The organism is Planctomycetota bacterium (genome assembly GCA_018242585.1).
GTDB lineage: Bacteria > Planctomycetota > Planctomycetia > Pirellulales > PNKZ01 > JAFEBQ01.
In genome coordinates, this window is the sequence record JAFEBQ010000022.1 from 99856 (window position 1) to 113769 (window position 13914).

A 13914-nucleotide genomic window follows, 5' to 3' on the forward strand; every position below is an offset into this window, starting at 1 on the left:
GAGAGTCTATGCGTGCAATGCTCGGCGATCAAATCGGACACCGTGTCGAGCGACTCGCTGGTCATCGAGCGCTCCCGGGCGTGCGACCATGGGATCGTGAGCGCGCTAACACGGGGATAACGTCTGGTAAAAGCTTAAACAACTTAACCGCTCAGGTTCACGTCGTGCAAGGCGGCGACCAGCCGCTGTAGCTCGACCTCAAGCGGGGGAAACGCTTCGTCCATCTGCTCCAGGTTACCACTCCGCGCCAGAGTTTCGAGTCGCAAGGCCGCCTCGAACGCTGGCCGGGCCAGGAAATTGCCCACCGCCCCTTTAATAGTATGGGCAGCCAACCGAACCGCCGCCACATTTCTTTCCCGCATTCCCGTCCGCAGATTCGCCTCTAGCTTGGGACATTCGCTCAAAAACACCCGGACCAGGTCGGCCAACAGCGGCCGGTCATCGTGCAACCGGGCCAGCGCCCCGTCCAGATCGAGCACCACGCCCGTCGGGTGTGGCGCCGGCTGGCCATTGGTCGCCCCCTCGGCCGGGCAGCCGCGCCGTTCGACGGCATCGAACAGCTCCTTGGGCCGCACCGGTTTCGAGACATAGCCGTCCATGCCGGCATCCAGGCAGCGCTGCCGATCCTCGGCCAGGGCGTGCGCCGTCAGGGCGATAATTGGCACGTGGCGGCCCGTTCCTTGTTCGCGGCGGCGGATTTCCGCGGCCGCCGTCAGGCCGTCCATGCCAGGCATTTGCACATCCATCAGCACCACGTCGAACTGGTCGCGGGCCAGGGCTTCGAGCGCTAGCTCGCCGTTGTTCACCACGTCCACCTCGTGGCCGCGGTTCTCCAGCAGTCGCACCGCGACCAACTGGTTCACCTGGCTGTCCTCGGCCAGCAGGATCCGCAAGCGTTGCACGTTGTGGTGACGCTGCGGCGGGGCGACCGGCTCGCCGTTACTACGCTGCAGGTTGTCGGCCACCTTGCCCAACAGGTCGAACAGATCGGACGGCTTCACCGGCTTGACCAGATAGTGCTGCAGTTGCAATTGCCGGCAGCGTCCCAAATCGGCGAGTTGGCTGCCCGGGTTCAAGAGCATGATCGGCGCCGCTTCGATCCAACCTTCGTGGTGCAGTTCATGCGCCAGCTCAAAGCCGTCGTCCTGGCCAATTAGCGAATCGAGTAACGCGATCGTGAACGGACGCGAGGCGCCGCGGCACGCTTCGCGAGCGGCCGCGGCGCTGGCCACCGCGGTGACGGGAATGTGCCAGGCGGAAAAGTGCTTTTCCAGCACGGCCCGCTGTGACGGATGATCCTCGACGATCAGCACTTGCAGCGACTCGGTCGGCGCCAGCGCGCCGTTGAGCGGCTCGACAGTTTCGGCCGGCGCCAACTGCAACTGGGCCGTGAAGTGGAACACGCTGCCGTGGCCGGTCTCGCTTTCGACCCAAATCTTGCCGTGCATCAATTCGACCAGTCGTGCCGAAATGCTCAGCCCCAGTCCCGTGCCGCCGAATCTCCGCGTGGTCGAGGTGTCGGCCTGTTCGAAGGGCTGGAAAATGGTTTCCTGAATGTCGGGGGAAATGCCGATGCCGGTGTCGTGGACCGCAAAGTGCAGCATCAACTCACCGGGCGGCGCCTCGGCCAGGCTGATGTTCAGCCGCACTTCTCCCTCGGCCGTGAACTTGATGGCATTGCCAATCAGGTTCACCAACACCTGCCTTAATCGCCCAACATCTCCCAACAGCCGATCGGGTACGTCGTCGCTCACGTCGGCCACCAACTCCAGCCGCGGCGTGTGAATGCGCACGCCGAGCAATCGCATGATGTCGCCAATCGCGTCGCGCAGCGCGAACTCGTGGACGTCCAGTTCCAATCGGCCGGCTTCGATCTTCGAGAAGTCGAGCACGGCATTGATCACCGCCAGCAGCGACTCGGCCGATTCGCGAATCACGGTCAGATGGCTGCGCTGCTCGGTCGACAGGGGCGAATCGAGCAGTAATTCGCTCATGCCGATAATGCCGTTCATCGGCGTGCGAATCTCGTGGCTCATGTTGGCCAGGAACGCGCTCTTGGCCCGGCTGGCCGCTTCGGCTTCCTCGCGCGCGCGGCGCAGCTCTTCTTCGGTGCGCTTCAGCGGGGTGACGTCCCAGGCCATGCCTTGCGTGCCGACGATCTTGCCGTCGGCGTCGAATACCGGAGCTTTGAACGTCTGGATATAGATCTCGCTGCCGTCCGGCTTGCGAAACCGCTCGATGGCCTGAAACACCTGGCCGGTTTCGAGGACGTGTCGGTCGTCTTCGCGGTATTTGTTCGCCAGTTCGGGGGGCGAGAAGTCGTTGTCATTCTTGCCCAAAATTTCTGGCAATGTTTTCGCGTGTCGCTCGCACCAGAGCCGATTGGCGAACGTGAACCGGCCTTCCAAATCCTTGTTCCAAGTCACCAGTGGCAGGCTGTTCACCAACAGCCCGTACCGCGCCTCGGCCTGACGCAGGGCGGCGTCGGCGCGGCGGCTGGCGGTGATGTCTCGGAATACCACCACCCCCCCTTGGGTCTGACCCGCTTCGTCGACCAACGGGCGGCCGGTACTGCTGATCCAGGTCTGCGAATGATCGGGTCGTTCGACAAAGATATCGACCGCATCGGTTGGCTCGCCGCGCATTGCCCGCACCAGCGGCAGCTCCTCGAACGGATACGGCGTGACACGATCCGATAGCATAAAGCCGAAATGATTCGTCCAGGGCTGGGTGCCGTCGGCCGGCGGATCGATCCCCAGCACGCGCTGGGCCGCCGGGTTGAAAATGAGGAACTTTCCCTGGGCGTCACAGACCGCCACGCCGTCACCCATGCTGTTTAAGATCGATTGCAGGATCAGCGCCTGGGCCCGCAACGCCTCTTCCGAGTGGGCCAGTTCCCGGGTCCGCTCGGTCACGCGTTGTTCCAGCAGCGCGTACGAGTTGTTCAGCTCCTCGGTCATCCGGTTAAACGCGCTGGCTAGCGCGCCGATCTCGTCGGTTGACGGCACTTCGACGCGCGTGGTCAGCGCGCCGCTGGCCACCGCTTCGGTCGCCCGGGCCAATTGCACCACTGGCCAGGTCAAACGCTTGGCCAAAAAATGGGCCGCCGCCCCGCCGACAAACAGCACCACCAGCAACAGCCCCAGCAGCGTGTTGCGCAACTCGGCCAGCGGCCGGTAGGCGTCGGCCAGGTCGACCTCGGCCACGATCGTCCAACTCTCATAACCCACTGGGCCATACGCCGCCAAGAGCGGCACGCCGAACTGGTTGCGGACCTGTTGAAATCCCGTGGCTCCCTCGCCGACGGCGGGACTAGCCGGCTGGTCCATCTGGTTGACGTGTAACTGAGCATTGAGCACGCTTTGACCGGAGCCGTCGCGCCGCGCGAGTAGTTCGACTGTTTCGGATCGTTGCAGGTGGCTCCGATCGCGCAGAATATCAACCAGCGGTTCGGCATTGATTTGCACCAATAGCACGCCCACCAGTTCATCCCGACTGCGCACCGGTCCCGCTAGCCAGGCCAAATAGCGCCCGTCGTCGGCTCGCGTGGGAAAGCTGATGAAGCGGTGCTGCGATCCCTGTTGAAACGCTTCGAGTGGCGATACGTCGCGGAGCGCGTCCCCTTCTTCGGTGGTTACGATTACGCGCCCTTGCCGATCGGCCAGCCGCAGCGACACGAAGCTGGGCACGTTGTCACGCATGTCCTCCATCACCCGCCGCCAATCGGCCCGGGTCGAGGCAACCACCTGCTCGTTGGCAACTGGCTCGGCCAGCGTCGAGCGCATTCGCGGACGGGTGGTCAGGTAGCCAACCCAGTCGAGTTGCTGGTGAATGTAGCCCAGCACGCGCGATTCACGATCTTCGACCAACTCGGCCAGTCCTTGCTGAATCTGTTCCTCGAGCGCGACGTGAGCGAACCGATAGGCAGCGCCGCCGACGATGCCGGCGGTCAGCACCACCAGCACCACGGCGAAGGTCGACATCTTGGCGACCAGCGACGAGGTGGCGCGCTGCACGGGTCGTGGAGCGGGAGTGCGACTGGGGGCGGACACTTGGCTCACGCAAAAGACGAGTGGCGATGCGATGGCGGCGGCACGGCCAGGGCCCCTGGGCGTGCGAAGCCCGGCTGACCCGCTACCATCATCTTACGCAAATGGCATCTTAGCGAGCCGAATCGTCCAGCGAAGCAGGATTCAACTGGGCCAGCCTAAGGAAATCGAGCGCCTGCTTGGCCAGCCGCGGCCGGATCAGGGCCGAATGCCCGGCCAGGCTCACGGTTCGGGCCTTGGCCCGGTCCCGCGTGGCCAGGGCCAGGGGCACATCGCCCGCCTCGCCCGCCGCGCCGGCCAGAACTCGCGCCGGCCCGACAATCAACGCATAGTCGGTCCCCCAGGCCTCGCGGGCCGCCGTGGCCAGCCGGCGAGCTGCCGCCTCGATTTCGCTGGCTGGCCCGCTCGGGTAAGCGGCGATGGCTCTTGCCAAGTCAGCAGCCGCCGCGGCGACCGGAGCGGTCAAACCCGCCGACGCCTTGTCCCCCGCCCTCAGGATGACCCCGCCGGCGAAGGTCGGGCTGGCCGTCTCGCCACGGCTCAGGCTGCGGGCCAAGAGCCCGGCCGTGTGCCACTCGACCGTCGCCAACGTCGCGCCAGCCTGAGCGAGCTGGCGCAAGACAACATCCTCAAGCTCGTCCTCCTCCTCGCCGAAGACGAGCGAACTCAGGCACTCGTGAATCGTGTCGATCGTCGACCGCATCTGCTCGCGACAGGCGGCCTCATTGAGACCAGCAGCGGTGAGCCGTAGCGTGATCGTGGCGTCGCTGACGGTGATGCCCACCTGTGGCACTCGGCCACGGCGGATCAGGTCGGGGAGCATCTGTTCCAAGTCGCTTTCGCCGACGCCAAAGCATTTGATCCGATGATGGACCAAGACTTGCTGGCCGGCGCCCAACTCGAACAGGGCAGGGCGAACCGAGCCGGCCCACATCTGGAACATCTCGGCCGGCACGCCGGGCAGGGCAAACACATGGCAAGCCGTGCCGTCAGCGCGCGGAATGCGCATGGCCACGCCCGGCGCGGTCCCCTCGGGATTGAAGATCGGTTGGCTGCCGACTGGGAACAGAGCCTGGACTCGATTGCGCTCGGGCATGGGGCGCTGGCGGCGCGAGAAGATGCGCTGAATGTGTTCGAGCTGAGCCGGGTCGAGTTCCAGTGGCACGCCGGCCACCTCGGCCAGCACTTCGCGCGTCAGATCGTCGGCGGTCGGCCCCAGCCCGCCGGTCGCGATCACGATCTCGGCTCGGGCGACCGCCTGGCGAAACACCTCGACGTTGGCCGCACGATCGTCGGCGACCGTCACGTGAGCGACCACCGGCACGCCGATCTCGCCGAGCCGTTGGCTGAGCCATTGGCTGTTGGTGTCCAGACGCTGGCCGCTGGTCAATTCATCGCCGATCGAAACGATTTCCGCTCTGAGCATGTCGAGCTACCTGGCCGAAGGTTCCAAGATTACGAATCGGGGAGCATTGCCGGGATTCTTCCCTGTGGTTCTACTGTCGACGTCGCCGATTTGCCAGATTCACGCTGCCGGCTCGGCGAATGCCATTGCCGTCCGTATTGTCGGCATGGGACAATAGTTCGGCTCCTCCGAGACGATCGTCCAGCACCCAGCGCTTGATTGCCGCCGACTATGAAAGTCGTTCTGCTCGGCACCGCCGGCTATCACCCCAGCGAGACACGGCATACCGCTTGTGTCGTTTTGCCCGAGGTGGGAGTCGTGCTCGACGCGGGCACCGGCATGTTCCGCCTGCCGCGTTATCTAGAGGGTGACGAGCTCGACATTTTCCTCTCGCATGTACACTTGGACCATGTTGCCGGCCTGACCTTCTTGCTGGACATCAATGCCCAGCACCCGTTGAAGCGCGTGACCGTTCACGGCGAAGCGGAAAAGCTGGCGGCCGTGCAACAACACCTGTTGAGCGAGTTTCTGTTTCCCGCGCCGCTGGGGTGTACGTTCCAGCCGCTCGTGGGGCCGACGTCGCTGGCCAAGCTGGGGACGCTGACGAGTTTTCCGCTCGAACATCCCGGCGGGTCGATCGGCTTCCGGCTCGATTGGCCTGGTCATTCGCTGGCGTACATCACCGACACGACGGCGCGGCCGAACTCGGCATACATCGAGAAGATTCGCGGCGTCGATCTGTTGCTGCACGAGTGCAACTTTCCGACCGCCAAGAGCGAGTGGGCCGAGTTCACCGGCCACAGCTATACCTCGGCCGTGGCCCAGGTGGCGAAAGCCGCCGGCGTGGGACGCTTGGTCCTGATCCACGTCGTGCCCGAAGAAGGCGTCGAAGACCCCGTGGGCTTGGCCGACGCCCAGCGCATCTTCCCGCGCACGGAACTCGGGCAGGATCACCTGGTGCTGGAGTTCTGACGGCTGCAAGGTAGCCGAAGTCGTAAGACTTTGGACCTTTGGCGTGGCTTAGGATGGGTAGCCGCGACAACTTGTTGTCGGGGTTCGTCGCAGACGAACAAGAGGGCTCGGGTAGGGAACATACTGCTCGAACGGCCACCAACCGTATTCGTCAATCAATCGTCATGCCGAAACGAGTAATCTACGACCAGGAATCACATGCCCAGTTCGTGACATTTTCTTGTTACCGACGGCGGCGATTGCTTGACGACGACCAGTCCAAAAGGTGCGTCCTCGGCGCGTTGAACGCCCAATTGCGTCGACTAATGGGCAAATGCGTCGGCTTTGTCGTCATGCCCGATCACGTCCACGCCATCCTCTGGTTCGCCAAACCGGGAGAATTGAGCGAAGCAATGAAGCAATGGAAGCGAACGAGCGGCATTCGCATCAAAGAGTTGTTCGCAAAAACGCTAACTAACTACGGCCAAGTGACCGATCAGGCCGAGCCGACCTGGCAAGCGAAATACCACACGTTCAACCTCTATTCACGCCAGAAGATTGAAGAAAAGCTCAGCTACATGCACCTGAATCCCGTTCGAGCGGGATTGGTTGCCCAGGCGACCGATTGGCGTTGGAGTTCGGCACGCTGGTACGAGGAGCATCGTACTGTGGGCGTGCCGATTACTTGGCCGGAGTGACATCAGGTCTGTCAGCTGTAGACACCGATAAAAGGGATCGGCGTTGATCGGGTAGTTTTCTTGGAGTCAACATGATTCGCATCATCGAGTGGCAGCACGCATTTACGATTCCGTTTGCCGACAATGTGCATGATGTCCTGAAAGCCTTCCTGCGCACTTCAATCCAAGGCGAATGGAGATTTGATGAGTCCGCGGAAATCGACAACTTCGTACTGCATCTGCGACGAGGTAAGTGGAAGAAGTCTTTGTTTGGTGGCCTCAGTCCCGCGTTCCCAACAAATGACCCCAAGGCTACGCCGATGACTTTGCGTATCACTTTGCGGCCGACCAGTAGTGAAGTACTGATCCGGCTTTATCATTGGTTTCACTACAACTTTGTTGAACAATCACAACGCACCGCCGAGATGGAAAAGTGGTACGGTAATTACGTTAGTCGAGAGGTGGCGGAACTGGCGCGATACCTTCGGGATTTCTATCGCCTTCCAGAATTGCCAGAGATTGCCTAGAGCACGACGAAATTGCAGAGGGTAGCCCGGACAACTTGTTGTCCGGGTCGCGTCAGCGACAAGAGGGCGAGTTCCTGTGAGGCGATTTCTTGGCGATTCGGACTTTCCACGATCCCTCTTGTTGCTGCGCAACCCCGACAACTAGTTGTCGGGGCTACCCAGTTGGAGAACGAGTGGCCAAGCCGAATCGTGTGCCTTCCGTTCTTCCCTAGCCTCTCGTCTCTCGCCCCTAGCCCCTAATCCCTCTTTGCCACGTCAAACTTCGCGATCCACTTCTTCAGTCGTTCGCGGTAGCTGAAGTGTTCGACTTCTAGCTGATGTCGCGTGGAGCGGAGATAGTGAATTCCGTCGCCGAGATCGTCGCTTGGGTTCGCCTTGGCTCGGCGGAATTGCTCGGCCACGGTTGCACCTTTGTCGAACGTCGCGACATTGTCGAGTGACGCAAAGAACCGGGCGATCAACTGCGCCTGATAATCGACCAGGCCCCACTGGCCGCTGTCGGGTTGTAGCAACCCCGCCACGCACAGCGTGTCGAACTCGGGATGAAAAATGTTCAGGTAAAGCTCGGGCCGCTCGTCGCGACAGTTGAGCCAGCGGCGGTCGATGAACGGAAACGAAATCTTGAAGCCCGTCGCACAGACGACCACGTCGAACGGCGTCTGGCTGCCGTCCGCGAAGCGCACCTCGTTGCCGCACCACTCGGCCAGATCAGGGCGCACGCGAATCCGGCCGTGACCGGCGAAATAGGGTAACTGCGAATTGACGATCGGATGAGTCTCGTACAACTCGTGGTCCGGCCGTGGCAAGCCGTACGATTCGGGACGCCCGACCGACAAACGCAACAAGACCTGCGATATCTTCCGCCTGAGCCACAAGGGCAATCGCTTGCGCAGCATCCATTCGTTGCACGCGTCGACCGGCTTGCCCAGCAGGAACTTGGGAACATAGTGATATCCGCGCCGCAGGCTCAAGTGGACCTCGGCCGCATGTTGCGCGGCTTCGACGGCGATGTCACAGCCCGAGTTGCCCCCACCGACGACCAGCACGCGCCGCCCGGCCAGCACGTCGGGAGTCTTGTACTGGCAGGAATGAAGCAGCGTGCCGTTGAACGTACCCGGCACGTCGGGCCAGCGCGGATCCCAGTTGTGACCATTGGCGATCACCACGCCGCGATAGACCTGCGAGCGCCCGTCCGACGTGACGACGCGCCAGGCCCCGTCGGCCGGCTCGATCGACTCGATCGACACGCCAAACGTGATGTGCCGGTACAGGTCGAAATGCCGCGCGTAGGACCGCAGATATTCCCACGCCTGCCGATGGCTGGGGTAGGGGGGATACTCGGCGGGCATGGGAAAGTCGGTGTACTCGGTGTACCGCTTCGAGCTAATCAGGTGCGTCGAGGCGTACACGCTGCTGGCCGGCCGGCCGTAGTACCAGTTGCCGCCGACGTCGTCTTCGCGCTCGAAGCAATCGAACGGCAGCCCTAGCGCCAGCAAGTTCTTGGCCACCGTCAGCCCCGACGAGCCAGCGCCGACAAGGCAGTATCGGCCGTTCGATGGCGTGGGGGGCTGGCTGATCATGGCGTGACTGCTGGCTTACCGGGCGCTACCCTAGGGGGCAAAAGAATCACGCCATCATAGTCGGCGTGCCGTGGGGGATGAATTGCGCCGCTCGGGTGGCCGGCTCCCCGTCTTTTCGACCGGCGGCGTAATTGTTATGCTCGACCATGAATCGGGCGCGGCCTGGGCTGGTGTTTTTGCCAACCTGCCACGACCAAACAACGTACATCGAAATTGAAGGAGTCATCGTCCTATGGCCAAGCCACATCGCGGCTTAAAGAAATCGAACCACGGCGCCCGCCCCGCCAACAGCAAGGCCCGCAAGGCCAAGCGTCACCGTGTGAAGACCTAAGCGACCGGGTTCGTCAAAAGGGGATGAAAGTTCCGGAGACGCCGCCTTGGCCGAGAAAGAACTGATCATCGACCCGGGGCAGATCGACCTCGACCGGGTGGTGGCCGACACAGCAGCGATACGCCGCGCGAATCCACAGCGCTTCGAGATGGAGCAGTTGACGGCGGTGGTCCACACCGATCCCGAGCAGCATATCTGCGTCGGGTACTTGGACCTGAAGCCCGACGCCTTTTGGGCGCGCGGGCACATGCCTGGCATGCCCCTGATGCCGGGCGTGCTGATGTGCGAGGCGGCGGCACAGTTGTCGAGCTACTATGTCGTCAGTACCAAGCTGATGTCCGAGAATGCCATCCTCGGGTTCGGCGGCCTGGACGGAGTACGTTTTCGCGACCCGGTGTTACCCGGCGCGCGGCTGGTCGTGGCGATCAAGCTGACCAAGATGCGGAAAGACGTGATGATGGTCTTCCGCTTCCAGGAGTTCGTCGATCGCGTGCTGGTCTGCGAGGGAGAGCTGCGGGGCGTGGCGCTGCCGCTCGACCGGCTGCGCACTGGGGAGACGAGCAAGTAGGCTCGTTCAAGTTCGAGAAGCATCGATGAATCGCCGCGCGGTACGCACGATTGGCCACGACATCGACCTGTCGGGCTGGCTCAAGGAGTTCGACGATCTGCCCCAGCCGTGGGATGACGTCGCCTTGTTCGGGCGCGCGGCCCCGCTGGTCGTGGAACTCGGCAGCGGCAAGGGGTTGTTCTTGACCGGCGCGGCGGCGGCGCACCCGGAGTGCAATCTGCTCGGCCTCGAGATGGCCCTTCGCTACGCCAAGCTGGCGGCGTCCAAGCTGGGGCAACGCAATCTGACCAACGCGCGGATGGTTCACGGCGACGGGCTGCGCGTGTTTCGCGAGCGATTGCCGACCGCCGGCGTGCAGGCGATCCATGTTTACTTCCCCGATCCGTGGTGGAAGGCGCGGCACAAGAAACGCCGCGTGCTGAACGAAGCGTTTCTGGCCGACGCCGAGCGGACGCTGGTGCCCGGCGGCGCGTTGCACTTCTGGACCGATGTCGAAGAGTATTTCCAGACGACGCTCGAGATGATCGCCCGCTGCAGCCGCCTGGAAGGACCGTTGCCGGTGGTCGAAAGCGCGGCCGAGCACGATCTGGACTATCGCACCCACTTCGAACGCAGAACCCGGCTGGCCGGCTTGCCGGTCTTCCGCAGCGAGTTCCGCAAAGCTTTGAAGTAGGGCAAGGTATCCGCGACTAGCGTCCTCGCCAGTTGCGCGAAACTTAGCCTGCGAAAGACTCGCCTTCCGTCAGGAGATTGTCGCGAACCTCGACACGTTGCCGATCGTTCATCGCCAGCAACCGCACCGTGGCTCGGCCGATCGGAGTTATCCCAACAACGACCGTCTCGCGCCACTCGAAGTGTTCAGCCCAAGAATCACGTCGAGGATGGAATAAGGGAACAAGCGCACCCGTCAACGGGTCCAAGGCCGCAATGTTTGGCCCCTTGTGGTAATTGCAGAGGCCACACGACAGCGCCAGGTTGTCGGCCTCGCTCGATCCACCATGCTGTCGGGCGATAATGTGCTCGATGTGAAATCGCACGAATCGCGATGATTGTTGCGGCAGGCGGCAATACTCGCAAACGTCCCGAGCGCGCTGGCGTACGAGCGTCCGCAACGCCTCGTCCATCATGCCAGCTTTCGCTGCTGAGAACGCGCTTTGGCCTGCAGAATCGAGATCACGTCGATGGCGTGGAGATAGGCTTCGTACTCGCCCCGTTCATCCGCCGTGAGCAGCCCTTCATTCGCGCGATCGGCCAGATAGTCGATCCGGGCTTGCATCGCATCATCGGCGCGCAGGTCCGAGACTTTGGCTGCTACTTCGGGCGGGAAAACACCCACGAACGGCTCTAGGAGTCGATCGAGATAGGAGGAGGTCGTACTCATCGGTAGCTACTGCAAGTATGTGCCGACGGATGCATGCTTCGATTCTACTCTACGGCTGGGCGAAATGCAGCGCAAGTGACAGTGCGCCGTTTCTGCCGCTAGCGGCGGAGATTGCTGCTTTCTTGGCGATTAGGCTTGATCGCTTGCGATTGATGAAGCGGCGTGATCGCCAGCGTTTTTCTTCGTGTATTGCCGGCGATTCCGCGCTTCAGGCAGCGCTTGCATGTGTCCCGCGGCGGCGTTCGGCACGGTTGTTGCAATCTCGCGGCGGCAACTGATCACGTCCCGCGCGCAAGTGGAGCAGACCGATGGACATTTCCAGCATCACCAGTCGCTTGCCCAGCCTGACCGGCAGCGGCTCGTCGGGCAACCCGTTTTTGAATTTGCCGTCCATCGGTGGCACGCCGCCGAACTCGGCCACGATGTCGGCCCTGGGCCCCACGGCCAAGGCCCGGGCGATTCTGGCCCAGTACGACATCCACCAGATCAGCCCTCGCGAGTTGAGCGAAGTCGTGCAAAAGCTGACCGATGCCGGAGTGTTGTCCCCGGGCGACGCGCAAGACCTGACCCAGTTGCGATTGAACATGGATTCCGAGGGGATTCAGGCCGACGAGACAATCGACCTGCCGTCGTTCCTGACCAAGCAGATCAACGATCAGTCAAACGCCGTCGAGCAGTTACAGAGTCAGCCCGATAGCAATTCCGAGATGACCGCGGCCAAGACTAAGCTCGACACGTTGAATCGGCAACTGGCCTGGGTCCAGAAGTTCACCGCCGTGCAAGATTCGCCCGCCGGGATTCAAGCGGTGGTTTGAACGCCGCCGCGAAAGACGAACGCCGGACTACGCCGGAGCGTTTTCGTACGTGCGGCGCGCCGGAACGCCCCGCGCCGAGTTGTCGAGCGCAATCTGATAGAGCTGTCTGCCCGCCGCGGTCGGGTACTCGCCGGTGATACAGGCCTGGCACAGTTGATCGTCGTCGAACTCCAGCGCCCGAGCGATCGAATCGACCGGCAGGTAGCGCAACGAGTCGGCCCCCAGCACCTGGGCCATTCGATCCTGGACCTCGGGCGTGAGGACGCCATTGTCGAGGAACTTGGGGGCGAACAGTTCGTCGATCGTCGACATATCGATGCCGTAGAAGCACGGCGCCACGATCGGCGGGCAAGCTACGCGAACGTGAATCTCGCGGGCGCCTCCCAGGTCGCGAATCCGCTGCAGCAGCACTTTCATGGTGGTCGAGCGGACGATCGAATCTTCGACCAGGAACACCCGCTTGCCCGCCAGCACTTCGCGCAGCGGGGTGTACTTGCTCTCGGCCTTGCGGCGGCGGCCGGCCGAACCCTCGATGAAGGTGCGACCGGTGTAGCGGTTGCGAATCAGCCCTTCGCGCGACGGCACACCCAGTTTGAAGGCCATGGCGTCGGCGGCCGCCTTGCTGGTGTCGGGGACCGGGACGACGATGGTGTCGTCATCAATCGCGACCGTCTCCAGGCGGGCCAACTCTTCGCCCAGCGCCGTGCGCGACAGGTACACGCTCCGGTCGTCCATCGTGCTGGCCACGTTGGCAAAGTAGATCCACTCGAAGAAGCAGTGGGCGTGTCGCGGGCTATTGGCAAAGCGGTGAATCTCGAAGTTGCCGTTGGTGATCGAGATGGCCTGACCCGGCAGCAGCGACTTGATCGACTCGGCCGGGAAGCCCAGATTCAACAGGGCCACGCTCTCGCTGGCTGTGGCGAACAGCGGCCCAACCTTGGCATAGCACAAGGGCTTGAGTCCCAGCGGATCGCGAACCACGAGCATATCGCCCAGCGCCGTCAGCAGGACCAGCGAATAGGCCCCGTCAAAACGCCGGCTGACGCGCTGCCACAACTCGACCAGCGACATCCGCGGGCCATCGGGGGCCTCGTTCGACAGCTCCTTACCCAGAGCGTGCAGGATGATTTCGGTGTCGGTGTCACGGGACAGGTGACTGTCCCCCGAGGCCATCACCTCGTCGCGCAGCTGCTGGTAATTGGCCAACTGACCGTTGAAGGCAAAGCTGAACCACTTGTGTTTTTGCAGATGCTGCCGCTCGAACGGCTGGGCATAATCGACGTCTTCGGCGCCACAGGTGGCGTAGCGCACTTGGCCAATGGCCGCCCGCCCGGCGAATTCCTTCATCAGGCTTTCGGCCTTGCCGCGGTGGCTGAGGCGGAACACCTCGCTGACCGAGCCCAGTTCCTTGTACGTGGCCAACAACTGGCGACGGTCAGGATCGTAGGTGGTCATCCCCGCGGAAAGCTGCCCGCGGTTCTGGATGTCCAAGAGCATCCGCGGCAGTAGCCGGGAAACTTCATTGGGCAACACCTCGGGACACAACTCGCTGGGAGTTGCCGAGGGAAGATGATAAACGGCCGCAATACCGCATTCGTGGTGCAGGTCGCTCATAACGCCAATTCTATGA

General features: G+C 62.7%; 13 protein-coding genes. 7 read left to right on the plus strand and 6 right to left on the minus strand.

Annotation, left to right across the window (positions count from 1 at the left end; all coding sequences use genetic code 11):
* Positions 1-143: 143 nt before the first annotated feature.
* Both JSS27_11635 and JSS27_11640 read right to left on the minus strand, forming a co-directional pair.
* Positions 144-4016, minus strand: a complete 3873-nt coding sequence (locus JSS27_11635; GenBank protein ID MBS0209592.1) for a response regulator — start codon at positions 4014-4016, stop codon at positions 144-146.
* A 145-nt stretch (positions 4017-4161) separates the two neighbouring features.
* Complete coding sequence (locus JSS27_11640) at positions 4162-5475, minus strand: CinA family nicotinamide mononucleotide deamidase-related protein (protein ID MBS0209593.1); 1314 nt, start codon at positions 5473-5475, stop codon at positions 4162-4164.
* Between JSS27_11640 and JSS27_11645 the strand changes: the two genes are divergently transcribed.
* From JSS27_11645 to JSS27_11660, 4 genes are all read left to right on the plus strand, one after another.
* Complete coding sequence (locus tag JSS27_11645) at positions 5474-5632, plus strand: hypothetical protein (protein MBS0209594.1); 159 nt, start codon at positions 5474-5476, stop codon at positions 5630-5632. The two genes, JSS27_11640 and JSS27_11645, sit on opposite strands and share 2 nt — an antisense overlap.
* A gap of 53 nt (positions 5633-5685) precedes the next feature.
* Positions 5686-6426 (plus strand): metal-dependent hydrolase, encoded by a 741-nt coding sequence (locus JSS27_11650; protein MBS0209595.1) that lies wholly within the window; start codon positions 5686-5688, stop codon positions 6424-6426.
* A gap of 164 nt (positions 6427-6590) precedes the next feature.
* Complete coding sequence (locus JSS27_11655) at positions 6591-7103, plus strand: transposase (protein MBS0209596.1); 513 nt, start codon at positions 6591-6593, stop codon at positions 7101-7103.
* Positions 7104-7174: 71 nt separating this feature from the next.
* Complete coding sequence (locus JSS27_11660; protein ID MBS0209597.1) at positions 7175-7609, plus strand: hypothetical protein; 435 nt, start codon at positions 7175-7177, stop codon at positions 7607-7609.
* 236 nt (positions 7610-7845) lie between these two features.
* On the opposite strand, the gene JSS27_11665 is transcribed toward JSS27_11660, so the two are convergent.
* The gene (locus JSS27_11665) at positions 7846-9189 is read right to left on the minus strand and encodes an NAD(P)-binding domain-containing protein (protein ID MBS0209598.1); all 1344 of its coding nucleotides are present in this window, start codon (positions 9187-9189) and stop codon (positions 7846-7848) included.
* A gap of 377 nt (positions 9190-9566) precedes the next feature.
* On the opposite strand from JSS27_11665, the gene JSS27_11670 reads away from it, so the two are divergent.
* On the plus strand, positions 9567-10088 hold the full coding sequence (locus JSS27_11670) for a beta-hydroxyacyl-ACP dehydratase (GenBank protein MBS0209599.1): 522 nt from the start codon (positions 9567-9569) through the stop codon (positions 10086-10088).
* Positions 10089-10113: 25 nt separating this feature from the next.
* Entirely contained in the window at positions 10114-10761 is a 648-nt protein-coding gene (gene trmB, locus JSS27_11675; protein MBS0209600.1) for a tRNA (guanosine(46)-N7)-methyltransferase TrmB, read from the plus strand.
* A gap of 43 nt (positions 10762-10804) precedes the next feature.
* Here trmB and JSS27_11680 read toward each other — a convergent pair whose 3' ends face one another.
* On the minus strand, positions 10805-11215 hold the full coding sequence (locus JSS27_11680; protein ID MBS0209601.1) for an HNH endonuclease: 411 nt from the start codon (positions 11213-11215) through the stop codon (positions 10805-10807).
* Positions 11212-11469: a hypothetical protein gene (locus tag JSS27_11685; protein ID MBS0209602.1), complete on the minus strand. Its 258-nt coding sequence runs from the start codon at positions 11467-11469 to the stop codon at positions 11212-11214. Before JSS27_11685 ends, JSS27_11680 begins: the two co-directional genes overlap by 4 nt.
* Before the next feature lie 308 nt (positions 11470-11777).
* On the opposite strand from JSS27_11685, the gene JSS27_11690 reads away from it, so the two are divergent.
* A complete protein-coding gene (locus JSS27_11690; protein MBS0209603.1) occupies positions 11778-12284 on the plus strand; it encodes a hypothetical protein in 507 nt (168 codons plus the stop codon).
* A 27-nt stretch (positions 12285-12311) separates the two neighbouring features.
* Here JSS27_11690 and JSS27_11695 read toward each other — a convergent pair whose 3' ends face one another.
* The gene (locus JSS27_11695) at positions 12312-13898 is read right to left on the minus strand and encodes an amidophosphoribosyltransferase (GenBank protein MBS0209604.1); all 1587 of its coding nucleotides are present in this window, start codon (positions 13896-13898) and stop codon (positions 12312-12314) included.
* Positions 13899-13914: the final 16 nt, after the last annotated feature.